Annotated in this window: 25 protein-coding genes; 5 read left to right on the forward strand and 20 right to left on the reverse strand. The window is 34.3% G+C overall.

Going from position 1 to position 26,750, the window contains the following annotated elements:
- Window positions 1–105: 105 nt before the first annotated feature.
- From AC1Q51_RS25495 to AC1Q51_RS25525, 7 genes are all read right to left on the reverse strand, one after another.
- Window positions 106–1,812, reverse strand: coding sequence for a peptide ABC transporter substrate-binding protein (locus AC1Q51_RS25495; RefSeq protein ID WP_000728442.1), 1,707 nt, complete (start codon window positions 1,810–1,812; stop codon window positions 106–108).
- A gap of 377 nt (window positions 1,813–2,189) precedes the next feature.
- On the reverse strand, window positions 2,190–3,902 hold the full coding sequence (locus AC1Q51_RS25500) for a peptide ABC transporter substrate-binding protein (protein WP_100910073.1): 1,713 nt from the start codon (window positions 3,900–3,902) through the stop codon (window positions 2,190–2,192).
- A gap of 348 nt (window positions 3,903–4,250) precedes the next feature.
- A complete protein-coding gene (locus tag AC1Q51_RS25505; protein WP_090977400.1) occupies window positions 4,251–5,288 on the reverse strand; it encodes an LCP family protein in 1,038 nt (345 codons plus the stop codon).
- A gap of 17 nt (window positions 5,289–5,305) precedes the next feature.
- Window positions 5,306–6,304, reverse strand: a complete 999-nt coding sequence (locus tag AC1Q51_RS25510) for an anti-sigma factor (RefSeq protein ID WP_090977398.1) — start codon at window positions 6,302–6,304, stop codon at window positions 5,306–5,308.
- Between the two features lie 12 nt (window positions 6,305–6,316).
- Complete coding sequence (locus AC1Q51_RS25515; RefSeq protein ID WP_023522718.1) at window positions 6,317–6,850, reverse strand: RNA polymerase sigma factor; 534 nt, start codon at window positions 6,848–6,850, stop codon at window positions 6,317–6,319.
- 202 nt (window positions 6,851–7,052) lie between these two features.
- Window positions 7,053–7,859 (reverse strand): DUF2705 family protein, encoded by an 807-nt coding sequence (locus AC1Q51_RS25520; RefSeq protein WP_492331795.1) that lies wholly within the window; start codon window positions 7,857–7,859, stop codon window positions 7,053–7,055.
- Window positions 7,852–8,745: an ABC transporter ATP-binding protein gene (locus AC1Q51_RS25525; RefSeq protein ID WP_023522720.1), complete on the reverse strand. Its 894-nt coding sequence runs from the start codon at window positions 8,743–8,745 to the stop codon at window positions 7,852–7,854. The genes AC1Q51_RS25520 and AC1Q51_RS25525 overlap by 8 nt, the downstream gene beginning before the upstream one ends.
- Window positions 8,746–8,901: 156 nt before the next feature.
- On the opposite strand from AC1Q51_RS25525, the gene AC1Q51_RS25530 reads away from it, so the two are divergent.
- Entirely contained in the window at window positions 8,902–9,504 is a 603-nt protein-coding gene (locus AC1Q51_RS25530; RefSeq protein ID WP_003291871.1) for a TetR/AcrR family transcriptional regulator, read from the forward strand.
- Between the two features lie 92 nt (window positions 9,505–9,596).
- On the opposite strand, the gene AC1Q51_RS25535 is transcribed toward AC1Q51_RS25530, so the two are convergent.
- A complete protein-coding gene (locus tag AC1Q51_RS25535; protein ID WP_089171584.1) occupies window positions 9,597–10,565 on the reverse strand; it encodes a helix-turn-helix transcriptional regulator in 969 nt (322 codons plus the stop codon).
- 59 nt (window positions 10,566–10,624) lie between these two features.
- On the opposite strand from AC1Q51_RS25535, the gene AC1Q51_RS25540 reads away from it, so the two are divergent.
- Window positions 10,625–11,068, forward strand: coding sequence for a VOC family protein (locus AC1Q51_RS25540; RefSeq protein WP_090977395.1), 444 nt, complete (start codon window positions 10,625–10,627; stop codon window positions 11,066–11,068).
- Between the two features lie 56 nt (window positions 11,069–11,124).
- Here AC1Q51_RS25540 and AC1Q51_RS25545 read toward each other — a convergent pair whose 3' ends face one another.
- From AC1Q51_RS25545 to AC1Q51_RS25580, 8 genes are all read right to left on the reverse strand, one after another.
- On the reverse strand, window positions 11,125–12,156 hold the full coding sequence (locus AC1Q51_RS25545) for an oxidoreductase (protein ID WP_090977393.1): 1,032 nt from the start codon (window positions 12,154–12,156) through the stop codon (window positions 11,125–11,127).
- Between the two features lie 223 nt (window positions 12,157–12,379).
- A complete protein-coding gene (parC, locus tag AC1Q51_RS25550) occupies window positions 12,380–14,803 on the reverse strand; it encodes a DNA topoisomerase IV subunit A (protein ID WP_492331796.1) in 2,424 nt (807 codons plus the stop codon).
- Between the two features lies 1 nt (window position 14,804).
- A complete protein-coding gene (parE, locus tag AC1Q51_RS25555; protein ID WP_001062197.1) occupies window positions 14,805–16,769 on the reverse strand; it encodes a DNA topoisomerase IV subunit B in 1,965 nt (654 codons plus the stop codon).
- A 375-nt stretch (window positions 16,770–17,144) separates the two neighbouring features.
- Window positions 17,145–17,558, reverse strand: a complete 414-nt coding sequence (locus AC1Q51_RS25560) for a CoA-binding protein (protein WP_000151397.1) — start codon at window positions 17,556–17,558, stop codon at window positions 17,145–17,147.
- A gap of 79 nt (window positions 17,559–17,637) precedes the next feature.
- Window positions 17,638–18,879: a S1C family serine protease gene (locus tag AC1Q51_RS25565; RefSeq protein ID WP_000542643.1), complete on the reverse strand. Its 1,242-nt coding sequence runs from the start codon at window positions 18,877–18,879 to the stop codon at window positions 17,638–17,640.
- Between the two features lie 203 nt (window positions 18,880–19,082).
- Window positions 19,083–19,760 (reverse strand): response regulator transcription factor, encoded by a 678-nt coding sequence (locus AC1Q51_RS25570; protein ID WP_001044679.1) that lies wholly within the window; start codon window positions 19,758–19,760, stop codon window positions 19,083–19,085.
- A gap of 18 nt (window positions 19,761–19,778) precedes the next feature.
- Window positions 19,779–20,231, reverse strand: coding sequence for an anaerobic ribonucleoside-triphosphate reductase activating protein (gene nrdG, locus AC1Q51_RS25575; protein WP_000867078.1), 453 nt, complete (start codon window positions 20,229–20,231; stop codon window positions 19,779–19,781).
- Entirely contained in the window at window positions 20,228–22,084 is a 1,857-nt protein-coding gene (locus tag AC1Q51_RS25580) for an anaerobic ribonucleoside triphosphate reductase (protein ID WP_090977391.1), read from the reverse strand. The genes nrdG and AC1Q51_RS25580 overlap by 4 nt, the downstream gene beginning before the upstream one ends.
- A gap of 225 nt (window positions 22,085–22,309) precedes the next feature.
- On the opposite strand from AC1Q51_RS25580, the gene plsY reads away from it, so the two are divergent.
- Window positions 22,310–22,906 carry a glycerol-3-phosphate 1-O-acyltransferase PlsY gene (gene plsY / locus AC1Q51_RS25585; protein ID WP_000258974.1) on the forward strand — a complete coding sequence of 199 codons (597 nt, stop codon included), beginning with the start codon at window positions 22,310–22,312 and terminating at the stop codon, window positions 22,904–22,906.
- Window positions 22,907–23,014: 108 nt separating this feature from the next.
- Window positions 23,015–23,305 carry a HesB/YadR/YfhF family protein gene (locus AC1Q51_RS25590; RefSeq protein WP_492331797.1) on the forward strand — a complete coding sequence of 97 codons (291 nt, stop codon included), beginning with the start codon at window positions 23,015–23,017 and terminating at the stop codon, window positions 23,303–23,305.
- A 26-nt stretch (window positions 23,306–23,331) separates the two neighbouring features.
- Here the strand turns inward: AC1Q51_RS25590 and AC1Q51_RS25595 are convergent, their stop codons facing one another.
- Window positions 23,332–23,751 carry an acyl-CoA thioesterase gene (locus AC1Q51_RS25595; RefSeq protein ID WP_000495808.1) on the reverse strand — a complete coding sequence of 140 codons (420 nt, stop codon included), beginning with the start codon at window positions 23,749–23,751 and terminating at the stop codon, window positions 23,332–23,334.
- Window positions 23,752–23,860: 109 nt separating this feature from the next.
- On the opposite strand from AC1Q51_RS25595, the gene AC1Q51_RS25600 reads away from it, so the two are divergent.
- Window positions 23,861–25,153, forward strand: a complete 1,293-nt coding sequence (locus tag AC1Q51_RS25600; protein ID WP_000614858.1) for a glycoside hydrolase family 18 protein — start codon at window positions 23,861–23,863, stop codon at window positions 25,151–25,153.
- 86 nt (window positions 25,154–25,239) lie between these two features.
- Here AC1Q51_RS25600 and sspN read toward each other — a convergent pair whose 3' ends face one another.
- From sspN to AC1Q51_RS25615, 3 genes are all read right to left on the reverse strand, one after another.
- Complete coding sequence (gene sspN / locus AC1Q51_RS25605) at window positions 25,240–25,374, reverse strand: acid-soluble spore protein SspN (RefSeq protein WP_000527987.1); 135 nt, start codon at window positions 25,372–25,374, stop codon at window positions 25,240–25,242.
- Window positions 25,375–25,417: 43 nt separating this feature from the next.
- Window positions 25,418–25,561, reverse strand: coding sequence for an FbpB family small basic protein (locus AC1Q51_RS25610; protein ID WP_001254699.1), 144 nt, complete (start codon window positions 25,559–25,561; stop codon window positions 25,418–25,420).
- A gap of 139 nt (window positions 25,562–25,700) precedes the next feature.
- Window positions 25,701–26,648, reverse strand: a complete 948-nt coding sequence (locus AC1Q51_RS25615; protein ID WP_065229193.1) for a 3'-5' exonuclease — start codon at window positions 26,646–26,648, stop codon at window positions 25,701–25,703.
- Window positions 26,649–26,750 lie beyond the last annotated feature (102 nt).

The following is a 26,750-nucleotide window of genomic DNA, read 5'->3' on the forward strand; positions in this document are numbered from 1 at the left end:
CATCAGCTGTAAATTTAGCCATAGAAAAACTGCACCCCCAATTGTTAGACTGTGTCTAACAATTGGGGTGCAGTTCATTATCTACCTTTAAAACGCTCTTTTTTATTATTTCCCTTCCGTTACATAAGCCCACTTAAAGCTATATTCTGGACTGATGTTATGTTTCACAATTCCTTTAACATTCGGTTTCATTACATACGCTCTACCTGTTTGATATAAAGGAATTAATCCTGCATCTTCTTCAAGGAACAATTTCTCTGCTTTTCCTAACGTTTCCCAACGCTTCTTCGGATCAGACAATAATTCATTACCTGCTTTCGCTACCATTTCATCATATTTTGGATTCGAATAACTCATTTGGTTATATGGGCTCTTCGATTCAAACATATCAATAAACGTCATTGGATCCGAATAATCTGGGCTCCAACCTGCAAATGAAACTTCATAATCTTGCGCTGACTCTAATTTCAGTTTTTGTTTGAACGGCTGAATTTTCGTGTTAACCGTTACACCTTTTAAGTTTTTCTCAATTTGATCTTTAAAATAGTCAGCAATTTTTTTCGCAGTTCCATCATCATAGCTTAGTAGTTCAATTGTCACTTGATCTTTTCCAAGTTCTTTTTTCGCTGCTTCCCAAGCTGCTGCACCTTTTTTCGGATCATATTTTAGACCATTTTTAAATGTATCTTGGTAATCTTTACCGTCAGGCCCTGTCGCAAGCCCTTTTGGTACTAATTGATCTGTTGCTTTTGAACCGTTATTTAAAATAACGTTCGCTAAACCTTTTTTATCAATTGATAATGCGATTGCTTCACGTAGTTTTTTGCTCTTTAACGGTGTATCTTGTCCGTTACGCTTTTGATTTAAACGTAAGAAGAATGTACTTGCTTCTGAATACTCACCGTACTCCTCTTTGTTCGATTTATATTTATCAACAAATTCTCCTGATAATAGTGTAAAATCAATTGATCCTGTATCATATAAGTTTACTTTCGTCGCAACTTCTTTTACTACACTATAGTTAATTTCTTCTAATTTCACAGTCTTTTTATCCCAATACTGATCATTTTTCTTTAATTGCCATCCTTGTTCATGTTTCCATGACGCCATAACGAACGGTCCGTTATACAACGTTGTATCTGCTTCTAAACCGAACTTATCTCCTTTTTCTTTTACGAACTTTTCATTTAAAGGATAGTACGATGGGAATGCCATTAAATTCAAGAAATACGGTACTGGCTTTTCTAATTCTACTTCTAGTGTATAATCATCTACCGCTTTTGCTCCTAAATCTGTTAGAGGTTTTTCACCTTTATTAATTGCTTCTGCATTTTTAATATAGAAAGCGATAAACGCATATTCTGCAGCTGTATTTTTATCGAGTAAGCGCTGCCATCCGTATACGAAATCTTTCGCTGTTACAGGATCACCGTTTGACCATTTTGCATCTTTACGTAGTTTAAATGTATATTTTTTGCCATCCTCGCTTTTCGTACTAGATTCTGCCACAGCTGGGATTGGCTTATTATCTTTATCTAATCGATATAAACCTTCCATTGTGTTCCCTAAAATTTGAGAACCTAATGTATCAGTAGATTTTGAAACATCCATCGTCGGAATTTCTTGATTTTCTGTACGATTTAATACTTGTTTCGCTGCATATTTAATTTCAGCTTTTTTCTCTTCCCCACCACCACTAGACGTCGTAGTTGATTTCTTCTCCCCACCAGATCCAGAACACGCTGTCAACGCCATACTCATTGCTAAAACTGGCGCTACAACCGCCGTGAACTTTTTCATCTTTTTCTTCATTTTTGTACCCTCCCCAATTATATGTACGAAACCATTTTTGATAGACTTTCTAATAACTAGTTATCAGAAAATTCTTATTAATTAATATTCTACTAATTTTTCCGCTTTTGTAAAGTTATTTTTAAAATATTCTAAAAATTATTTTTTTATTATAGTAAAACGTATTTTTTACAATTGTCATGATACAAATTCTTCCTTACATCTATCGATTTATTTACATGTAATCTCATAATAAAAAGAGCATTCCAAAAGTAAATAATCTACTTTTGGAATGCTCTATCATTTTATCTTTCTATTGTGGCTAACGAGATTCTCACTACAAAATAAGCTAAGAAACTTGTATACATCCACTTAAATATAGCATCACTGTTTAAAAATTATTTTCCATCTTTTTCAGTCATATATGTCCACTTGAAGCTATACTCTGGGCTAATGTTATGGTGAACGATGCCTTTTACATTTGGTTTTTGAACATATGCATCACCACGTTGGTATAAAGGCACAATTGCTACATCTTTCTCAAGAAGTAATTTCTCAGCTTGTCCTAGCTCTTCCCAACGTTTCTTCGCATCGCCCATTAATTCTCCACCAGCTTTTTTAATCATTTCATCATATTTCTGATCAGAGAAGCTCATTTGGTTATGAGAATGTTTAGACTCAAACATATCTAAGAATGTCATTGGATCCGCATAATCTGGATTCCAACCGCCATATGAAATATCATAATCTTGCTCTGTTTCTAATTTTAGTTTTTGCTTGAACGGCTGAAGTTTAATATTAACTGTTACACCTTTTAAATTCTTCTCGATTTGATCTTTTACATATTCCCCAACTTTTTTCGCATTACCAGTATCATAGTTTAATAGCTCAATTGTAACTTGATCTTTTCCAAGTTCTTTTTTCGCTGCTTCCCATGCAGCAGCTGCTTTTTTCGCATCTGGTTTGATACCGTTTTTAAATGTTTCTTGGAAGTCTTTACCGTCTGGTCCAGTTGCTAATCCTTTCGGTACTAAGAAGTCTGCTGGTTTAGATCCATCATTTAAAATAACATTTGCTAAATTTTTCTTATCAATAGAGTAGGCAATTGCTTCACGTAATTTTTGACTCTTTAATGGTGTATCTTGTCCACCACGTTTTTGGTTCATACGAATAAAGTAAGTACTTACTTGTGAATAAGTCCCAAACTCTTCCTTATTATTTCTATACTTATCAACAAACTCTCCCGTTAATAAAGCAACATCAATTTGACCACTATCATATAAATTCACACGTGTTGCTGGTTCTTTTACAACACTATAATTAATCTCATCTAGTTTTACAGTCTTTTTATCCCAATATTGATCATTTTTCTTTAATTTCCAGCCTTGCTCATGCTTCCAATCAGTTAGAACAAACGGTCCATTATATACTGTTGTATCAGACTCTAAACCGTATTTATCCCCTTTTTCTTTTACAAACTTCTCATTTAACGGATAGTACGATGGGAATGCTACTAAGTTTAAGAAGTATGGTACTGCTTGTTCTAATTCAACTTCTAAAGTAGTATCATCTACTGCCTTTACTCCTAGTTCTGTTACAGGTTTTTCACCTTTATTCACCGCTTCTGCATTTTTAATTGGGAATGCGATAAATGCATACTCAGCAGCTGTTTTTGGATCTAATAGGCGTTGCCATGCATATACGAAATCTTTCGCTGTTACAGGATCACCATTTGACCATTTTGCATCTTTACGTAATTTAAATGTATATTTTTTACCATCCTCACTCTTCGTGCTTGATTCTGCAGCAGCTGGGATTGGTTTGTTATCTTTATCTAATCGATATAAACCTTCCATTGTGTTCCCTAAAATTTGAGAACCTAATGTATCTGTATTTTTAGAAGTATCCATTGTTGGAATCTCATTTGTTTCAGTACGATTTAGTACTTGTTTTGCTGCTAATTTTCCTTCTGATTTACTATCTCCACCAGAGCTAGAATTTGTGCTTGTCTTCTTATCTCCACCTGATGTAGAACATGCTGTTAATGCCATACTCATTGCTAAAACTGGTACTACAACCGCTGTTAGTTTTTTCATTTTTTTCTTTTTCACTTTCTGTACCCTCCCTAATTCTTAACGCTCTCACTTAAGAATTTTCTGATAATTCTGTTTCTCTTTATATATTTATCAGAAGATTCTTATTAACTATTATTCTACTAATTTTTTGAGTTTTGTAAAGTGTTATTATTGAAAATTTTTAAAAAATTATTTTTTTACAGTAATATTCATAAAAATTCCTTAACCTTTCGAAACACTATACCTCATGGAATTCTATGTATTGATTTAATAGTCTTTATATCCCTTCACTATAAACAAACTTGTAAATTATTGTTAATAAATAATGTATATCGTAACAAACCTCTTTTCTACAAAAATAAAAAAGCAGACATTTCGTCTGCTTTAATTCTCCTCAATTTGCTTTTCACTTAACCCTAGATGTGTTCTAAGAGTATTACTCAAACTCTGTAGATCTTTTTTATTAGGGTTATAATAATATACACGTTGCCCGTTTGGGCCATTAGGTAAGTATAAATCATCACCAGCTAATTGTATTTTTTCAACTGAACCGTTTAAACCGTATTTATAAAAAGATAAAATATCATCCATTACTAAATTTGTTTTAAAATCACTATCAACCGCCTCAACTATTTTTTCTAGCTTCGTAATCGATCCTACACTTTTTAATTTACTTAAAATCGCTTCAATAACAAGTTGTTGGCGCTGTCCTCTCATTGCATCACTATCAATATGGCGCGTTCTTGCTAGTGCAAGTGCTTCTTCCCCATTTAATTTTTGTAATCCTTTTATCAAATGAATCGCATCAGGTTCATCTTTACTATTTTGCTCCGTAAATTCAACCGGGACATCCACTTCAATACCATCTAACCCATCAACAATTTTAGTAAAGGAACCAAAATTAAATTTCACAAAATAATCAACGGGCACCTGTAACAATTTTTCTACCGCTTCCACACAAGCTTGCGGTCCTCCATCTCTACCATTTTTAACGAAGCCACTTCCATATGCATGGGTTATTTTATCTTTTTTCTTTTCAACTGGAACATATGTATATGTATCACGCGGTATGCTCGTTAATTTCACTGTTTTATCGTCTTTATTAAAAGTCGCTAACAATAATGCATCTGTATGAAATGCACCATTATATTCCTTTTGTCGTTCTTGATTTTCATCAATTCCCATAATTAAAAGTGAAACATGATTTGCAATTGGCTTTACAGATTTCTCACGTAAATTGGATTTTTCACCTCGTGCTAAATTCAAATTAGATTTTTGTACGAGACTAGAAGTTTTCATATATACATAGGCTCCATAGCCAATTCCACCAAATAGTAATACCGCCAGTAGTAAACTTATTATCGTTTTCTTTTTATATTTTTGCTTATTTTTCTCTTCTCTTAAAGATGAATGATTCTCCATTTACTCTCCTCCTGTTTCTATTCATCCAATATGTTTTTCATTCTTTCATATTTAGCGCTATCCTTTTGAAACATACTTTCTTTCAATCCCTTATCTATTTGTATCCATTCAGTCGTAACTGAATATTGAATCAAGCCTTCTTGAAAACTAAGAAATTTCAACATAATCCCTGTATTTTTCTCCACAACCATTTCGAATTTCCCTCTTAAATCTTCAGAGGTGCTAACAGGCATCTCTATGTTGATGACTCCTTCAATTTTGTAACAATCTAATCCAAGATATTTCGTTTCTTTATAATTCCAATCTTTATATCGAATTAACAAATCTGCGAATTCTGATTGAATACTATATTTAGCTAGCCCTATATATTCATCATCATATCGCTTTTTCTCATCTGATTTTCTCACTAACCTTTCCGTAGGATTTAATTTTAATAGTTCATTGTTTCTTTCTTTCGGGTTCCATTTTGTCTCTTTATAGGTATACTTCTCATCATCAAACTCTTTTTTCTTCCCCTCGTTATATATAATTGTTCGTTTTTTGGCTAGTTTATCTTCTTTCGAAGAGATACCTCTTTGTTTCTCCGTATCAATCGCATACTTATATGTTGTAGCAATTCTTGATGAGCTAGAATATTCCTCAAATTGTCCTGAAATATTTTTAAAATAATCAATAGAATCTAGCATTTTTTGATGAATCTTTTCTTTATCTGGATAATGTACATTCGATTTTATTTCTTCTTCATTTTCAAAATCAGAAAACGCTTTTTTCTTTACATATTCAAATACTCCACCATTTTGCGCAAAACTTTGTATAGAAAACTCAGACATAGATACCACTGAAAGTATACAAACCGCTGCACTAATTATCATCATATGAATTTTGTAACTCTTCTTTTTTACCTTAAGATTATGTAGCGTGCCATTAATTTTTTCATTTAACTCTGGAGGTACTATAACATTTTCATCTTTTATTCTCTTTTTTAATTTCTCATCAAATAATTTTTCATTATCCATCCTTTACACCCCCTATTCCATCTTTAATCGTTTTTGTAGTTGTTCCCTCGCGCGTGACAATCTTGATTTCACTGTTCCTTTCGGTATTTCTAACAGCTTTGCTATACTCTCTTGATTCATATCTTCATAATAATAAAGCACCGTAACAGCTCTTAATTCTTCATGTAACGATTGAATCGCATTACACAAATCTATATCTTCATACTGATCACACGCACTCATATTGTAATCATTCTCTTCTGTCACAATTACATTTTTATACGCTCTAATAATATTGTTACACTCATTTATTAGTATTCGAATTAACCAAGTTTGAAAAAATTCTTCTTTTTTTAATTTTTTTATATTTTCATAGGCCTTTAAAATTGTTGTCTGTATCGCATCCTCTATATTTGTCTCATCACGTAACATCGCCTTTGCTATTCGATACATCTTCACTTTTTCTGTATGCATAAGCGCTATAAAGGCTTCATGATTACCTTTTTTCGCCAAAGAAACATCCGTTTCTTCTTTTATAATCATTTTATATAAAGGGATTACTTTCACAATTGCTCCTCCTGTTTCATCCTCACTTTATCACTTCCAATTTAACTTTACATGTATTAGACGTATGAACCTAGAAAAAGGTTCATTTTTTTGAATATTTTCTTAATTAAAAAGATAAATATCCTTTATAAGTGTTATGCGATAAACATACTAGTTTTAATTTACAAATAAAAAAAGCCCACTTTCTAGTGGACTTTCTACTTTATAACGGTAAATCCCTCTTCTTAAACACTACAATTGCTACTATGAAAATACAAAGTGCTCCGGCAGTTAACCCTATACTTACAGGCCATATATTATACGTTCCTTCAGCAATTTCTTTCGGACGAAATAGCGTAAATAATGATATATTTCTCATCCACTCTAACTTATCACTTAACTTCCCTACCATATCCAATACGAAAAATAAGATAGTTAAACTCGCTGAATAACTTAGTGCTTTTCTTTCGTCATTACATATACAAGAAAAGAAAAATGAATACGCACTAACGACTAAAAATATGAGCCCTCCGACTACATTTATCTTCAAAAATAATTCTTTATTTAAGTTATTATCTTGTAAAAACCATTCTGCACCTACTAACCCAGCTACATACGTAACAGATACAATAATCAGAAGTCCCAATATGAGAACAGCAGCTTGTGTAATAGCAATTTGCACTCTAGATACAGGTGTTGCTAGCAAGTATGCCATTGCTCCTTTACCTACATGACGAGCAATTAAATGTGTCGCAACTGTTACGCAAAAAATTGTTAAAATGATAATAAACAATAGACTATAGTATTCGCCCGCTAGAAAATCCATTACGTTTTGAATCGGACTTTCCATACCAACGATTTTTTTCACACTATCAGGCATGGCAGCTATTAATTCATTTAGCCCTTTCGCTGATACCATTGACGGGAATATCCAAATTAATAACCACAAATATAAAGCCGCACCACACGCATAACTCAAAATACTTTTTTGTGTTTCTTTCAAACTAGCTAAAAACAATTGCTTATTCATGCGTTACCCCTTCTTTCTTATCGTAATAATGCATAAATAAATGTTCTAAATCCATCGCTCTCGTTTGAAGTGCCGTTACATTATAGTTTGAAAGTGTTTGTAAAACAGTTTGATAGTTTCCTTGTACAATGATAGATGCCTCTCTACCTTTTACCGCTTCAAATTGCAAATTACACTTTATAAGGGACTCAATCTCTTCTTGTGATGATACTGTTACATCTATCACCTGTCTTCTCATACTTTGTAAATCGTGAATATTTTCAACCGTTACGAGTCGACCATCTTTAATAATAGCTACTCTGTCACAAGTTCTCTCAATTTCAGTAAAAATATGTGATGACATTAGGATTGTTTTTCCTCTTTGCTTTTCCTCTAATATTAAATCTATAAACACTTGTTGCATAAGTGGATCAAGTCCAGATGTTGGTTCATCTAAAATTAACACCTCTGGATCGTGCATAAATGCAGCGACTATCCCTACTTTTTGCTTCATTCCTTTAGACATTTTGCGAATCGGTGTTTTCACATCAAATTGCAGACGCTCTATCAGTTCATCTCGTCTTTTCGTATCCTTTAATCCACGCATTCCCTGCATTAATTTTAAAAACTCTAATCCGTTCATTCCTTCAATAAAAGAAATTTCACCCGGTAGATAACCAACTTCCCTTTGAATTTTCGCTGCTTCATTCCAACAATCTAATCCAAAAATTGTCGCTTTACCAGCTGTCGGTTTTATAAATCCCATTAAATTACGAATCGTCGTTGATTTTCCGGCACCATTCGGTCCTAAATAACCAAATACTTCTCCCTCTTTTACATCAAATGTAATATGAAACAAACCTTTTCCATTCGAAAACTGTTTTGTGACATCTTGAACTGAAATCATAATTCCACCTCATTTTTTTGAAATATTGAATATGTGATATTTCAAAATTATTGTACTCCTCATCTTCCATATTCGCAACAACTTTTTGAAATATTTATTAGTCCATATTTCAAAATTATTGTTTTCCATTATTTTTTCTTGTATATTTTAAGTGAGGTGATTGCATTGAACGGCTTTGAAAGAGTAAAAGAAAAGAAAAAGCGTGCCATTAAAGAAGCAGCATTCGTATTATTTTCAGAACGTGGATTTAATGAAGTGAAAATAGAACATATCGCAAAAGAAGCAAACGTTTCTCAAGTTACAATTTATAATCATTTCGGAAGTAAAGATGCGTTATTTAGGGAGCTTATACAAGAATTTATCATATCTGAATTTCAATATTATAAAGAGCTTGCAGAAGAAAAATTACCTTTTCATGATATGATGCAAAAAATGATTGTAAGAAAAATGAATACTGGCGGGTTATTTCAACCTGATATGTTACTACAAATGATGCAAAGGGACGAAGAACTCCGTAAGTTTATTTATAGTTATCAAAATGAAAAAATCCTGCCCTGGTATTTAGAAATATTAGAACAAGCTCAGCGCAAAAACGAAATTAATCCACACCTTACTAAAGAAATGATGTTACTTTACATTCAAATGTTTACTAAATTAGGTGATGATTTTGGGGCACAACTTCTTGAAGGAGATCGCGAAAAACATATACAAGATATCGTTACGATGTTCTTTTATGGACTCTCCGTCCCAGAAAAATAATTTTTCTAAAGAACAAATAGAATCACCAAAAAGCCCTTTGGATATTTAAATCGCAAGGGCTTTTTCATATCAAAAAATGACTAAAACTAACTTTATCTTAAAAAGGTTAAATGCTGCTTTATAGATAACACCTTATTATAGATTAACTCTTTTAGCATAACAGGCTGAATTGAGATAATCGTTTCACCGAAATTCAGAAAGTAATTTGAAATAAAATCAAATTCTTGCTTGTTAAAATAGCCTGTTATAATGTAATTTTCATTTTCCTTTTGCATCCTCATGGAAGGATAATTCTCTTTATCAAAAATATCCTTTCCTTTTTGATTAACAATTACGCTAAAATCAATTGCATCAGGCTTTCTGTGAAAAGTAGTAAGATAACTTAATAATTCTTCAAGATTTTTTGGATTAATATTGCTCGTTTCCACAATAGAAAGAATTTTATCACATCTAATTATTTGAACATTATTTGTCTCAAAATTAAAAATTTTAGCATACCACTGGCCAAATTTAGATTCTAATCGAATAAATTGGGCAACCAATGCTTGCTCCTCACCTTTTTTTAAATATGTTAAATGATAAACTCGCTCAGCAAAAATTCCCTGTAAAATTTCTTTTAAGAATGGACTAAAATTACTATGATTTGTTACTTCAAAGGAAAGCGTTCGTTCCATGATTGAAATATTTTTACTCACATTATCAGGTAATACATGTTTAAATTTATTTTCAAGTGCAATACTTTCTACATTAAATGGTTTTGTCTTGTATCCATTTAGCGTAAGAATTGAAAAGTATAGCGCATACATTTCATCCACACTAAAATAAATTGGCGATAACACACTATTTTCTATAATTTTATAACTTCCATTTCTACCTAGTTCAGAATATATGGGTACACCTATTTCTTCCAATGATTGAATATCTCGCAACGCGGTACTTTTAGAAATATCATATCTAGCCATTAAATCTTTTAAATTAAAATATCTTTTATTATTTAAGAAAATAAGCATGTCATTTATTCGTTCAGTTTTTTTCATATTTCCCTCCCAAAAAGGTATCATGTATTGAAACCTTTTTAATCTATATTATAATTATCAACTAATAAAGGAGTTATATATTTATGACATTAGAAATAGCTATTTTTCTTTCAATGAATGGGCAAGCAAAGGAGGCGATTAATTTTTATATACGTAATTTAGAAGCCAAAAAGTTAATGATTGTTACGTATGAAGAACTGGCGAAAAGAGATAGTTCTTTTAAAATTACAAGTGAAAATAAAGATCATATTGCTCACTCTGTTTTACAAATTGGGAATACAAAGCTAATGATAGCGGAAGATACAATGAAGCTTAATGAACTTTATAACGTTGGAAATAACATGTCACTTTGCATTCAAAGCGCTAATTTAGAAGAGATACAAACGTTTTATAATAATTTAATTTCCGATGAGCATGTGAAAATAATCTCTCCGCTAGAAAAAAATATATTTAGTGAAGCATATGGTATTATTGAAGATCCTTATGGCATACAAATCCAATTAATGTATGATAAACGACTAAACTAAATAATTAATCATATTCACATATTCCTAATAAAAAAGACACGAATTTCGTGTCTTTTTTATTTTATAGAAATGACTCTACCCTTTTCACTACTTTCAATCGCTAATTGAATCAATTTAATAACATCTAAACCTTCTTTTGCTGTTACAGGTAGTTTCTCACCATTTAATATACTATCTCGTACACCTTTATAATAATTGTCATAACAACCGACTTCTGTTGGAATACGCTCTAGGCTTTCTTCTGTTTCTAACGTAGCAAAATTCTCTTCATCGTCTACCCCATAACCGTTATCGCCTGGCTTCATTCCATTTTTTAATTGCTCTTCCTGCGAATCCATACCGTACTTCACGATAGAACCTTTCTCTCCATGCACTATAAAATGCGGTCCAGCTTTTTTCACATAACTGCTGCTACGTAAAATGACACGTTTAACTCCGTAATGAAGTACTATATGGAAATAATCATCCACCTCTGCACCTGGTCGTTGTTTTATTACATCTGCACTTATCGCATCTGGTTTCCCGAATATTGATAACGCTTGGTCAATTAAATGCGATCCTAAATCGTATAATATACCGGAACCTGGTAGATTTTTTTCTCTCCATCGATCACGTACATGTGGACGGAAACGATCAAAATTTGATTCATATGCGTATACATTCCCTACTCTGTTTTCTCCTAACAATTTCTTAATTGTTAAGAAATCATTATCAAAACGACGATTATGATATACGCTTAACATTACATTATGCTGCTCTGCTAATGAAATAAGCTCTTCCCCCTCTTCAATTGAGACAACAAATGGTTTTTCTACAACAACATGCTTACCGTTTAAAATTGCTTCTTTTACATATGGAAAATGAGTTGTATTAGGTGATGTAATAACAACTAAGTCAACATCAGCTCGCTTCACCAATTCATCAATTGTACTAACAACATTAGCGTTTGGTAATGTTTCTTTTACTACCTCTTCTTTTGAGGATAATACAGCACGAATATCATATTCTTCTATTGTTTGTAATAGTGGGATATGAAATGTCGTACTAGAAAAACCAAATCCTACAATCCCTACACCTATTTTTTTCATGTTGCCCCTCCATTTGTGCCGCTTTAACGAGCAGTAAGATTCCTAACCCAAAATTCAGTGAAAGCTAAGGAATTAGGTGAGGAATCAACTGCTTGTTAAAGCCCGATTAGTTGAACTTTATGAGAACGATTTCATTCAGTTATTATAACAAGATTATTATTATTTACATAATAAATTGCCTAGAAAAAAGCATCTTGCTACTATTCATAGCAAGATGCCCTCTTTATTCTGGTCTTTTCTTCGTCCACGTTTCTACTACTTCACCAGTATCATTTACATCTAGCACTAGGCTACCATTACTATACCGGTCTTTATTTCGATACGCTTTCGGATCAATCTCTTCTACAATGTTTTTCTCTGTCTTCATGTAAACTAATTCATCGTCCCGAACAATTTCAATACCGACAATGCGGTACGGATTACGTTTTAACTCTTTGAAAATAACAAGGCCTCGCTTCGCCCTCGTTGATTTTTCAATTTCTGATGCTTTTAGACGTTTTACAGCACCACGCTGCGTTACGAGAATAAGTTGATCTTTATCACCATTTAACGGTTTACCAGAAGCGACATAGTCATCTTCTTTTAAATTAATTGCTTTCACACCAGCAGCTCTTACACCGACTGGACTTACTTCATCTTCATGGAAAACAAGTGCATATGCACCATGTGTAGCAAGAACGATATCACTCGTTCCATCTGTCGCAAATATATCGACAACTTCATCATCTTTTTTCAAGTTTACAGCAACGAATGCCCTTGAATAACGCTGAACTTTATATTGATTTAATTCTGTTTTCTTTATCATACCATTTCGTGTTACAAATACGATAAATCGTTTTTCTTCCTCAAAGTTCGGTACAACCGTTGCCCAAATGATCGTTTCATCTCGGTCGAGTGAAACGATATTTGCAACGTGCTGACCTAAATCTTTCCAACGAATATCTGGCATTTCGTATACTGGAAGATATATATAGTTCCCTTTACTTGTGAATAAAAGAACTGTTTCAGTCGTATTCGTATCGAATCGTTCAAGTAAGATGTCACCCTCTTTCATACCGAAGTCTTTGCCGTTTGATGCATTATGTGAGCGCCATCCAGTACGTTTCACATATCCTTCTTTCGTTACAGTAACGATGACATCTTCTTGTGGAATCATCACTTCTACGTCTATTTTAATTTCTTCAATTTGTTCTTCAATAATAGCACGGCGATCATCACTATATGTTTTCTTAACTCTCTTCAAATCAGTTTTAATGACTTGAAGTAATCTTTTTTCACTTTGTAAAATTGACTGTAGCTCTAGAATTTTCTTATTAAGCTCATCTGCTTCTTCTTGTAACGCCGTAATGTCTGTATTCGTTAAGCGATATAATTGCAAGGAAACAATTGCTTCCGCCTGTGCTTCTGTAAAGCCAAATTTTGCACTTAAATTATCTTTCGCATTACGTTTATCTTTTGAAGCTCGAATTGTCTCGATTACTTGATCTAAAATCGATAATGCTTTCTTTAAACCTTCTACAATATGTTGACGATTTTCTGCTTTTCTTAATTCATATTGCGAACGTCTCGTAATAACCTCTTTTTGATGTCCAATATAAGCATCCAAAATTTTTGGTAATGTCATAAGTGTTGGACGACGATTATTAATCGCTACCATATTAAAGTTATATGGAATTTGTAAATCTGTATTTTTATATAAATAATTTAAAATACCTTCGGCGTTTGCTTCTTTCTTTAATTCAACAACAATTCGTAAACCAGTACGATCTGTCTCATCACGCACTTCAGCAATACCATCTAACTTTTTATCTAGACGTAATTCATCCATTTTCTTTACAAGGTTTGCCTTATTCACTTCGTAAGGAATTTCAGTGATTACAATTTGTTGTTTCCCACCGCGCACTGTTTCAACTTCTGCTTTTCCACGAATAATAATTTTACCTTTACCTGTTTCATACGCCTTTTTAATACCATCAATCCCTTGAATAATACCGCCTGTTGGGAAATCTGGTCCTTTCATAACTGTTAATAAATCATCAACAGTACTATTTGGCTTATCAATACGCATCATTGTAGCATCAATAACTTCTCCAAGATGATGCGGAGGAATTTCTGTTGCATAACCAGCGGAAATCCCTGTAGATCCGTTCACTAATAAATTCGGGAACGCTGCTGGTAATACAACTGGTTCTTCACTCGTATCATCAAAGTTTGACACGAATTCAACTGTTTCTTTATCAAGATCACGTAATAATTCAGATGCGATTGGTGATAAACGAGCTTCCGTATAACGCATTGCTGCCGCTGGGTCCCCATCAACACTACCGTTATTACCATGCATTTCAACTAAAACATTACGTACTTTCCAAGTTTGGCTTAAGCGTACCATTGCTTCATATACAGAGGAATCTCCATGTGGATGATAATTACCGATAACATTACCTACTGTTTTAGCTGATTTACGAAACGCTTTATCATGTACATTACCTTCTACATACATAGAATATAAAATACGTCTTTGTACTGGCTTTAAGCCATCACGTGCATCTGGAAGTGCACGATCTTGAATAATATATTTACTATAACGTGCAAAGCGATCACCTAACACGTCTTCAAGCGGGAGGTCATGAAACTTCTCTGCTTGCATGTTATTCCACCTCCGTCTCCATAATCATTTCATTTTCTAAAATATTTCCTTCTTCTTGCATACCAAACTGTACATTACGTTCAATCCATTTACGGCGCGGTTCTACTTTATCGCCCATTAATGTTGTAACGCGACGCTCTGCTCTTGCTGCATCATCAATTTTCACGCGAATTAATGTACGCGTTTCAGGATTCATTGTTGTTTCCCATAATTGATCCGCATTCATTTCACCAAGCCCTTTATAACGTTGTAACATATAGCCTTTTCCAACTTTTTTCGTTACACCGTCTAATTCCTCATCTGACCAAGCGTATTCAATTACTTCACTCTTACCTTTTCCTTTACTTACTTTGTATAAAGGAGGGAGTGCGATAAACACTTTACCCGCTTCGATAAGTGGCTTCATATATCTGTAGAAGAACGTTAATAACAATACTTGAATATGAGCTCCATCCGTATCGGCATCGGTCATAATTACAACTTTATCGTAGTTAATATCTTCAACATCAAATTCATTTCCTACACCGCCGCCAATCGCATAAATGATTGTATTAATCTCTTCATTTTTAAAGATATCAGCAAGCTTTGCTTTCTCTGTATTAATTACTTTACCACGTAATGGTAATACGGCCTGGAAACGACGGTCTCGTCCTTGTTTCGCTGAACCACCAGCAGAGTCACCCTCTACTAAATACAATTCGTTTTTCTGAGGATTACGTGATTGTGCAGGTGTTAACTTCCCGCTTAACGTACCTTCTGATTTTTTCTTCTTCTTACCACTACGTGCTTCTTCTCTCGCTTTACGAGCAGCCTCACGTGCTTGCGCTGCTTTAACTGCCTTTCTCACAAGAAGTGTAGCTACATCCGGGTTTTCCTCTAAAAAGTAAGCTAAATGCTCTGATACAATGGCATCAATAGAAGAACGAGCTTCACTTGTACCAAGTTTCCCCTTCGTTTGTCCTTCAAACTGAAGTACTTCTTCTGGTACACGTACAGAAACGATAGCCGCTACACCTTCACGAATATCTGTACCTTCTAAATTTTTATCTTTTTCTTTTAATAATGAAACTTTACGAGCATACTCATTGAACACACGCGTCATTGCTGTTTTAAATCCAGCTTCGTGTGTTCCACCATCTTTTGTACGTACGTTATTTACAAACGAAAGAATATTTTCTGAGTAACCATCATTAAACTGGAATGCTAGTTCTGCTTCAATCCCGTTTTGTTCACCAGTGAAATATACAACCGGGTGAATTGAATCTTTTTCTTCGTTTAAATATGAAACGAAAGCTTCGATTCCTGTTTCATAATGAAATATATCTTCTAAATCATTACGTTCGTCTTTTATCGAGATTTTCATTCCTTTTAATAAGAATGCAGATTCACGTAATCTCTCACATAATGTTTCATAATTGTAATTTGTCGTGCTGAAAATCGTTGTATCTGGTTTGAAGTGCATTGTCGTACCAGACTCTTTTGTTTTCCCGATTTTCTCTAACGTCGTTGCAGGAACGCCACCATTTTCAAAGCGTTGTTCATAAATGTTACCATCACGTTTAATTGTTACTACTAACCATTCTGACAAAGCGTTTACAACTGATGCCCCAACACCGTGTAAACCACCACTCGTTTTATAGCCACCTTGACCAAACTTACCACCTGCATGAAGTACAGTTAAAATAACTTCAGGTGTAGGTTTCCCAAGTTTATGCATTCCCGTAGGCATTCCTCGCCCTTTATCTATAACGCTAATACTATTATCTTTATGTATTACGACTGAAATTTCGTCGCCAAATCCCGCTAACGCTTCGTCAACGGAGTTATCTACTATTTCATATACTAAATGATGCAATCCACGGCTATCCGTACTCCCGATATACATACCCGGGCGTTTTCGAACGGCTTCAAGTCCTTCTAACACTTGAATCGCATCTTCATTATATTGGAACTGATGCTTCGCCAAACTCCTTGCCCCTTTCCTAATCCAAAATCAGAACATATGTTTCTATTATAGAATAACGCCTCGACTATAGTTTTGGCAAGTTATCTTATCTCTTTTATATACCATCTTCAATAGAAAAATCCTTGTTTTCTCACAAGGATTCCTCTAGGCTACTATTTCAGAAAAATAATCGTTTGTCAACGAGAAATGGATATGTATTCCAAGATTACACATTCCAAACCTTTATTATGATCCAAATGATCAAGATCCAAAATGGGATTACAAATAACAATCCCCAAAAACAGCCTTTAAAAAATCTCATGATGAACACCTCGTTCATCGGCCCTACTTATCTATAATGAGAGCTGAATCAATCTTTCTACTTTTAAATCTATACTATTTTGTCATCGCATGTTCTACTTTAATACAACGATCCATTATTACAGTATAGTCTTTTTCTTTTAAAAGTTTATATGTATCTTCATCTTGTACTCCTAATTGTGCCCAAAAAACATCTGCATCAATCTCTACAAATTCTTTTGCAACATCCATTAAAAACTCTGAGCGACGAAATACATTTACTATGTCAACGTGTTCCTTAATATCCTTTAGTGAAGAAACTGCCTTTTCTCCAAGCACCTCATCTACTGTTGGATTAACTGGAATAATACGGTATCCAGCATCTTGCATTGCTTTTGAAACCATATACGATGTACGTTCTGGCTTATCTGATAATCCAACAACCGCAATTGTTTTGCTTCTCTTTAACACTTCACCAATTTCCGTACGAGTTGGGTTTTCAATTGTCATAATTAATCCCTCCTATTCCTTTAGTATAGCCGATAAAGAAAGTCTCTTTCAATATGAAAGAGACTTTCTTTTATTTCGATTATTGATTCTTTGTAGCTGAATTATCTGCTAAAGTAGCCGATTTCGTCATTTTTTGACCGTTACGGTAGAATGTAACTTCTACTTTCTCGCCTACTTTTTTCTTTTCATATAAATATTTACGGAATTGAAGTGAGTTTTCTACTTTTTGATCATCTAATGCTACTACAATATCATATTGCTCTAAACCAGCTTTTTCTGCCGGTGATATTGGGTAAATTTTACCTAATACAACACCGTTTGTTACTTCTTTCGGTACTTTCAATTGATTGACTGCATAAGCTTGCACATCTTCTAACGAAACGACACCTACTCCAAGAGCTGGACGTTTTACTACTCCGTCTTTTTCAAGTGATTCAATAACTGGCTTTGCGATATTAATTGGAATAGCAAATCCAATTCCTTCAACTTCTTGCTGTGCAATTTTACTTGAATTAATCCCAATTATTTCACCATTTTGGTTAAATAATGCACCACCGCTATTACCTGGGTTAATCGCTGCATCTGTTTGAATAACTTGTGCTTGCCAATCTGGTCGTTTATCGCCATCAATATCAACTGGAATTTCACGTTCTTTACTACTAATAATGCCTTCCGTTACACTTCCATCAAATCCTAGTGGGTTACCGATTGCAATTGCTTTTTCACCCGCACGGATTTTACTTGAGTCACCTAAAGTTGCAACTTTATTCACATTAGAGCCGTCAATTTCAACAACAGCTAAATCTAACCAAGGATCTTTCCCTACTAACTTTGCATCTACCTTTTTACCATCACTTAGTTTTACAGCAAGTTTATTTGCACCATCTACTACGTGGTTGTTTGTTACAATATATGCTTTATTTCCTGCTTTTTTATAAATAACACCTGATCCTGAACCAGCTTGTTGTTCTTGACCTGTCGGTTGCATTGCAAATGGATCAACACTTTGCTGCATATTAATAACACCTACAACAACGTCTTTCGCTCCTTCAATCATACCAGGTAAATCAGTTTCATTTTTCGCTTTATTTACAACAGGAACTACAGTACCTTCTACTTTTGAATCCGAACTAAATGATGATACTGGTGCTCCATTATTTTGAGCCCATGGCATATATGGTGCTGCAAAACTAATCGAAACCGCTCCGACTACAGCTCCCACTAAACCTGTGAAGAAATAGCCTTTTTTACTACCTGATTTTCTCACTTCTCTCGTTTCACTATGCTCTTCATTTAAATTTGGTCCGTCGTAATATCCCATGTTTTATTTCCCCTCTCTGGTGAATTCGTATTTTCAGTATAGTCACGTTTTGTGTCCTTCTTGTGAACTCATCGTGAAATCCAATTAAAAAAATACTCCTATCTAACATTGTAGACAAGAAAAGTATTTTTTGTACATTCTACCTTCAAAAGAGAGTATAAAATCGCCATTTTCCTAGGCTAAATTACACAAATCGTTCTAGATTATTCTTCAAATTTATAACCAACTCGAATAACAGTACCGATATGCTTCGCTTTATCTCCTAACTTATTTCGAAGTTTTTTAATATGGGTATCAACCGTTCGGTCATCACCGTAATAGTCATATCCCCATAACTGGTCTAATAAATGTTGACGTGATAACACAATTCCTTTGTTCTCCATTAAATACACAAGAAGTTCAAATTCTTTATGTGTCAATATAATTTCTTCTCCATCTACTAAAACAGTTCTAGATAGACGATTCACTTCTATTCCAGCTAAAGACATAGCATTTTCTTCCGCTACTCCTACCGCACCATCCGCACGTTTCAATAACGTCTTTGCACGAGCTACTAATACTTTCGGGCTAAATGGTTTCGTTACATACTCGTCTGCACCTAATTCGAAACCTAGCAATGTATCATCCTCATCCGAACGCGCTGTCAACATAATAATTGGTACTGCTGATTCTTTTCTAATTCGTCTACAAACAGACCATCCATCTATTTCCGGTAACATAATATCTAACATAATTAAATCAATTTCATGCTCTGCAAATAACTCTAACGCTTTTTTCCCATCTTCTGCTTCGATTACTTCAAAGCCTTCATTACGAAAATAATCACTAACAATTTCACGTAATCTTCTTTCATCTTCAACAAGCAATACTGTTTTATTCATATAATCTATCCCGCCTTTTTACTCTTTCAATCGAATAATACGTTGATTGGAGCTTCCGCGAAATGGAAGTGTTAAATCTTTTTTCTCAATTTCAAACCTTCCATCGACTAAAACATCCCCATAATGTAACAACTCTATCATATCATTATTTTGAGAACTCTGTATCTCTTCTAACGTATAACCTGTATACATCCATAGGTTTTTTTTCAAATCTTTCACGATTTTTGCTACCTTTTTCACTTCAGCAGCTTGAAAAAATGGATCTCCACCTGAAAATGTTACATCAGTTAATGGATTACTTGCAATCTCTTTCACAATTTCTTCTACTGTCATTTCCGTTCCGTTGCAAATATTCCACGATTTCGGATTGTGGCAACCGACACAACGATGCGGACAGCCCGCAAAAAACACGACTGTCCGCAATCCTTCTCCATCTACTACACTATCATGAATAATATTCATCACTTTCATTTATGTTTCACCCGATCTATCTCTTCACTACGTTTCGCACTATTCCACTTCGACATATCTCCTACAAGATAGCCTGTTATGCGGCGAATTCTTTCTATATTAGCCTCATCTTCATTCCCGCAACTTGGACATTCATTTCCAATAACCCCGTGATAACTACAGCACTTACAACGGTCAACAGGATGATTAATTGAACCGTATCCAACGCCATGTTCTGCCATGGCTTGTACAATTTGTTTTAATGCCTTTTTGTTATGCATCGCTGCTCCGTCCAGTTCAATATACGTAATGTGTCCTCCATTACAGAGAGCATGGAACGGGCCTTCTAAACGGATTTTATTTATCGCTTGAATGTTATAATAAACTGGAATATGGAATGAATTCGTATAGTAATTATGGTTCGTTATACCGCTAATTACGCCAAATTCTTCTCTATCTTTTTTCACAAACTTTCCTGATAATCCTTCTGCTGGAGTTGCAATTATCGAGAAATTCAGTTGATGTTCTTCTGTCGCTTTATCCATTCTATCTCTCATAAAGGAAATAATTTCATACCCAAGTTTCCATGATTCTTCATCTTCCCCATGATGCTTTCCTGTTAAAGCTACTAAACATTCCGCAAGACCGATAAAACCAACACTTAACGTCCCTTGTTTTAAAATCGAAGCTACGGAGTCTTCAGGCTGCAATGTTTCTCCACCACGCCATACACCTTGTGAATATAAAAACTGAAAATCTCTTGCTCGCTTCGTACATTGATACGCAAATCTTTCTAATAACTGCTTAATTCCTAAATCTAAATAGTAGTTTAGCGCTTCAAAAAATGCTTCTTTTGAACCACTAATTAACGCTAATTTCACTAAATTGATAGACGTAAATGATAAATTCCCTCTACCAATCGCTGTTTCTTCTCCATGTATATTAGACATAACACGGGTACGACATCCCATGTAACATACTTCACTTTCTGGTCTTCCATCATAATGCACTGCATTAAACGGAGCATCTAAAAATGAAAAGTTAGGGAATAATCGCTCTGCAGTTGTCTCTAATGCTAATTCAAATAAATCGTAATTCGGATCACTTTCTTCAAAATTCACACCTTTTTTCATCTTGAAAATTTGAATCGGAAAAATTGGTGTCTCTCCTTTACCAAGTCCAGCTTGTGTTGCTTTTAATAGTTGTTTAATTAACATTCTTCCTTCTTTTGATGTATCTGTTCCGTAATTAATAGAAATAAACGGGACTTGTCCTCCGCCCCTACTATGCATACTATTCGAATTATGAACGAAAGCCTCACACGCTTGATACGTATCATTTTCCGTTTCTTTCCATGCAAATTCTTCTATTTGTTCTTTCGTAAGCGGATATGATTGTAATCGTTTTTTATGTCTCTCAATTGTTTTTCGTACATAAGGTGCTAAATCAATATCAAAGAGTGCAAACGATTGACCGCCATGCTGCATATTTTGATTCGCTTGAAAAATAATAGACGAAAGAGCCAATGCACTTTTAATGTCTTGTGGTTGTCTCATATGTCCATGTCCAGTATGAAAACCGTTAGCAAGCATTTGCGCTAACGGAATTTGCGAACAAGTCGTCGTTCCTGTCGCATAAAAATCTAAATCATGTGGATATAATATATTTTCATTTATCGCTTTTTTCACTTGATCTGACAATAAATTCTCAACAGCATAATATTTTGCACTCTCAGATGCGAACGTTCCCATTACACCCATTGGAGAGCGGCCGTCTACATTTGCATTTTCTTGCATTAAATCTTGTTCATTGCCGTGGACTATCGTCTCGAACACTTTCATTAATTCTTCTCCACGTGTATTATTTTGTAACATTTATAACCCTCCACCAATATGTTGTTGTCTTTTGATTAAAATGTTACTACATATAGTCTTGCTGTTTCTGTGAGAAATGTAACATTACTGTGAAATTTTTTTCACGAAATAATGAATTTTTCATTTACAAAAAAGAAATGTGCTCTTTACAAATGTATGGTACAATATACGGGAAAAACTCTTTTTACCCTTTATCAACACATTTGAATAAAGGAGACTGAACTTATGGTTACTACATATCTTTTATTTATCGTTGCCTACTTGCTTGGCTCGATTCCATTTGCACTAGTTGTTGGAAAAATTGGCTACGGAATCGATATTCGTGAGCACGGGAGCGGTAATCTAGGCGGAACAAACACATTCCGTACATTAGGGAAAAAAGCAGGTTTTACCGTTACAATTGCTGACATTTTAAAAGGGACATTAGCAACAAGTCTACCAATGATTTTCGGATTAGATATTCACCCACTATGGTTCGGGTTAGCGGCTGTTCTTGGACATGTCTACCCGATCTTCGCGAAATTCCGTGGTGGTAAAGCAGTTGCAACTTCTGCTGGGGTGCTATTATGCTATTCACCAGTTGTTTTTGCAATATTGGCTGTTGTATTTTTCACCCTTTTATTTACAACAAGATACGTATCACTTTCTTCTATGGTAACAGCAGTTGTTGCTGTTATTGCATCCATTGTTAGCGGGGATAAAATCTTCATTATTGCGATGTGTTTATTAGCAGGTATGGTTATTTATAAACACCGTGCAAATATCGGACGAATTATAAATAAAACTGAACCAAAAGCAAACTTTTCAAAAAAGCAAAAATAAGATCGTAACCCACATAACGCAAAAAGAAAACGTGAAGCATATTAATAGCGTCTTTTTGCGTTATTTTTTATACTAAAGAAAAAGCAACATAACTTGGAGGAACTATACATGAATCTTTCCGTAACAAAAGAAGCAGCACAATGGTATAAAACTGAATTAAACTTACAATCAAATGAAACACTACGCTTTTTCGTACAATACGGTGGTTGCAGTACTGTGCAAAAAGGACTTTCTTTAGGTATTCGTAAAGATGATCCTGCACACCCTGCTGTTCAAATTCAAGAAGAAGGTATTAACTTCTTTATTGAAGGCGATGATGAATGGTTCTTCGATGGACATAATTTATCTGTTACACTTAATGAAGGTGAAGACTTCCCACAATTTAATTATGAAAAATAAAAAAGCGCGGCTTCTGCCACGCTTTTTTATTTTTTCTTAATTTCCTCATATTTCGCATACCACTCAGGATATAACTTTTTAAATGATACAGGGCGGAATCCTTCTTTTTTCGCACAAATATTCGTCGTACTTGCAGTAATACAAAGATCACCATCACCATTATATATTTCATATCCATATACAACGCGAAGCGGGCTCACAGTATCTACCCATGTTTTTACGATTGCCTTTTCTCCATAACGCATCGCTTTACGATATGAAATTTGTAAATCTAACACAGGAGAAATAATTCCTTCTTTCTCCATTTCAACATATGAAAAACCTAAATCTTGTATAAGTTTCGTGCGACCTAACTCAAGCCACACTAAGTAGTTTGAATGGTAAACAACACCCATTTGATCTGTTTCCGCATAACGGATTTCAACTTCATGTTCTGCTACAAACATATGTATTCGCCTTCTTTCACTTCTGCTACCTTGCATACATTTAATCATAATACAGTGACATCAAAAATAAAATAAAAACAGTGAATCTTTTACTGAAAGGAGCCAGCATATGATTCAAATTGTAACTGTTCGTAGTGGTGATAGCGTATATAGCTTGGCATCAAAATATGGATCAACACCTGACGAAATAGTAAAAGACAATGGACTAAATCCAGCTGAAACGCTCGTTGTTGGTCAGGCACTTATCGTTAATACGAAAGGAAATAATTATTATGTACAGCCTGGTGACAGCCTATATCGAATTTCTCAAACATATAATGTCCCCCTCGCTAGTTTAGCTAAAGTTAATAATTTATCTTTAAAATCTATTCTCCATGTCGGACAACAATTATATGTACCAAAAGGCACAAAACGAGCTGTAGAATCCATCGCTTATTTACAACCTTCAACTATACCGATTAAAGAGAGTTTAGTTAATGCGACACGCGCCATCAATCCATTTTTAACATACTTAGCCTATTTTAGTTTTGAGGCAAAAAGAGATGGCACATTAAAAGAACCTACTGAAACAGCTAAAATTGCTAATATTGCAACGCAAGGTAAAACAATCCCTATGCTCGTTATTACAAATATTGAAAATGGTAATTTCAGTGCCGATCTAACATCAGTTATTTTACGCGACGCAACGATTCAAAACAAATTCATTACTAACATTTTGCAAACAGCTCAAAAATATGGCATGCGAGACATTCATTTCGATTTCGAGAGTGTAGCACCTGAAGACCGCGAGGCGTATAATCGCTTTTTACGAAATGTAAAAACACGCTTACCTAGCGGGTACACATTGAGCACAACTCTCGTACCGAAAACAAGTTCAAATCAAAAGGGAAAATTTTTCGAAGCTCACGATTATAAAGCGCAAGGGCAAATTGTTGATTTCGTCGTCATTATGACATATGACTGGGGATGGCAAGGCGGTCCACCGATGGCGATTTCTCCTATCGGTCCAGTGAAAGAAGTACTTCAATATGCAAAATCTCAAATGCCTCCACAAAAAATTATGATGGGGCAAAATTTATACGGGTTTGATTGGAAGCTTCCATTTAAACAAGGAAATCCACCCGCAAAAGCAATTAGCTCTGTCGCAGCTGTTGCACTAGCTCGTAAATATAATGTTCCTATTCGTTATGATTTCACAGCCCAAGCTCCTCATTTTAATTACTTTGATGAAAACGGCGTGCAACACGAAGTTTGGTTTGAAGATTCACGGTCTGTTCAAAGTAAATTCAATTTAATGAAAGAACAAGGTATAGGCGGTATTAGTTACTGGAAAATCGGTTTACCATTCCCGCAAAATTGGCGTTTACTCGTTGAAAATTTTACGATTACGAAAAAAGGCTGACAAAAGTCAGCCCTTTTTTTCATATTACTGCTAAAAACTCATCTTTCATTTCCTCACAAAAAAGAAGAATGATAACATTCTCCTTTTTAACCGTTATCAACAATCGGTTGTTTACCTGTTTGATCTTGCATTTGCTTTCCTTTATTTCCACCAGCTTTTTTCGATTGTGTTCCAATATGATTTGGTGCAAAGTCTTTTGAATTTTTTTTCGGATTACCCATTACTATCGCCTCCTTAACACTAGTATCGTACTAGCGTTAAGAATTATTCAGCTTGCTTAAAAAGTTTCATTTCATAACGTTTTTCGATGCGCTCTTCAATGCGATCAATTGCATCACGATCGCTTAATAATTGTTGTTTATTTTCATTTACAAGTTCTTCAAACGATTTACGGCGACTTCTTCTCATGTTGTTCACCCTCTCTCCTTCACTTTCTTATTACATAGTATGAGCAAACGAAAAACTCTTTAATCAGATTTGTAAGAAAATTTTATGTTTTGGTACTCCTAAAAAAACTCCGTGTACAATATATTGCACACGGAGTTTTTCATACCATAATATTTAAATACTCTTTCAACTTTTCATCTGCATTCATTTCATTTTCTTTATAATCATGAAGCGCCTGTAATACAAAATCATACTGCTCTAAAATATAACTTTCTAATTTCATAACATCCTCTAAGCTATTAAGCATAATTCTCGTATTACCAACTTCACTTTTTAACGCCGGTTCACATTTTAAACTTGTACATATTTCTTTCACATCTTCTTCTAATATCTCTGTTAATACATATTTCTTTCGCCCTTTTACCTTTAATCTCATAACTGGATAAAAAGCTTTTATATCTAAATAACTTCCTACGTTCATACAACGTAGCCATTCTACATTACGTTTATTACGTGCAAGCATTTCTTTCACCGCTTCGTATACTACGATTTCATCAAGTGAGACCTTATTTACTTTTCTCTGTCCTTCTTCTTCAATAGCTGCACACTTTTGATAAACAGCAGCACACGTAATGCAATCGTCAAATGCATTATGAGAGCTTAAACGAATTCCAAGCATTCGCTTTAACGTTTCAAGTTTATGATTAGGCGCATGCTTCATGTATTTCTTCGCTAAAAATACAGTATCAATTACTTTATTTTTAGGTTCAGGTAGCCCTAGCATATTTACATTACTTTTCAAAAAGCGCATATCAAAAGAAGCATTATGGGCCACAATAACATTTGTATGTAAAAATGCTAAAAATAAAGGTAATACCTCTTCAATCGTCGGTGCATCTGAAACACGATAATTGGTAATACCGGTTAAACTCGTTATTCGGTCCGGAATTGGTCGCTCTGGATTCACGTATGAAACAAATTGATCTACCAGTTCATGATTACGATATTTCACCGCTGCAACTTGAATAATTTTATCATTATAAGGGTTAAATCCTGTTGTTTCAAAATCAATTACAACATAATCTAACGGTAAGGATACATTCCCCACTCCATACACTCCTTTATCTCTAAACGATTATATTTCTTACATCATATCATGAAGTTATTACTACTTGAAAAAGAAAAGGCAGAAATGGGAACTCTCCACCTC

Source organism: Bacillus sp. MT94 (assembly GCF_058792475.1).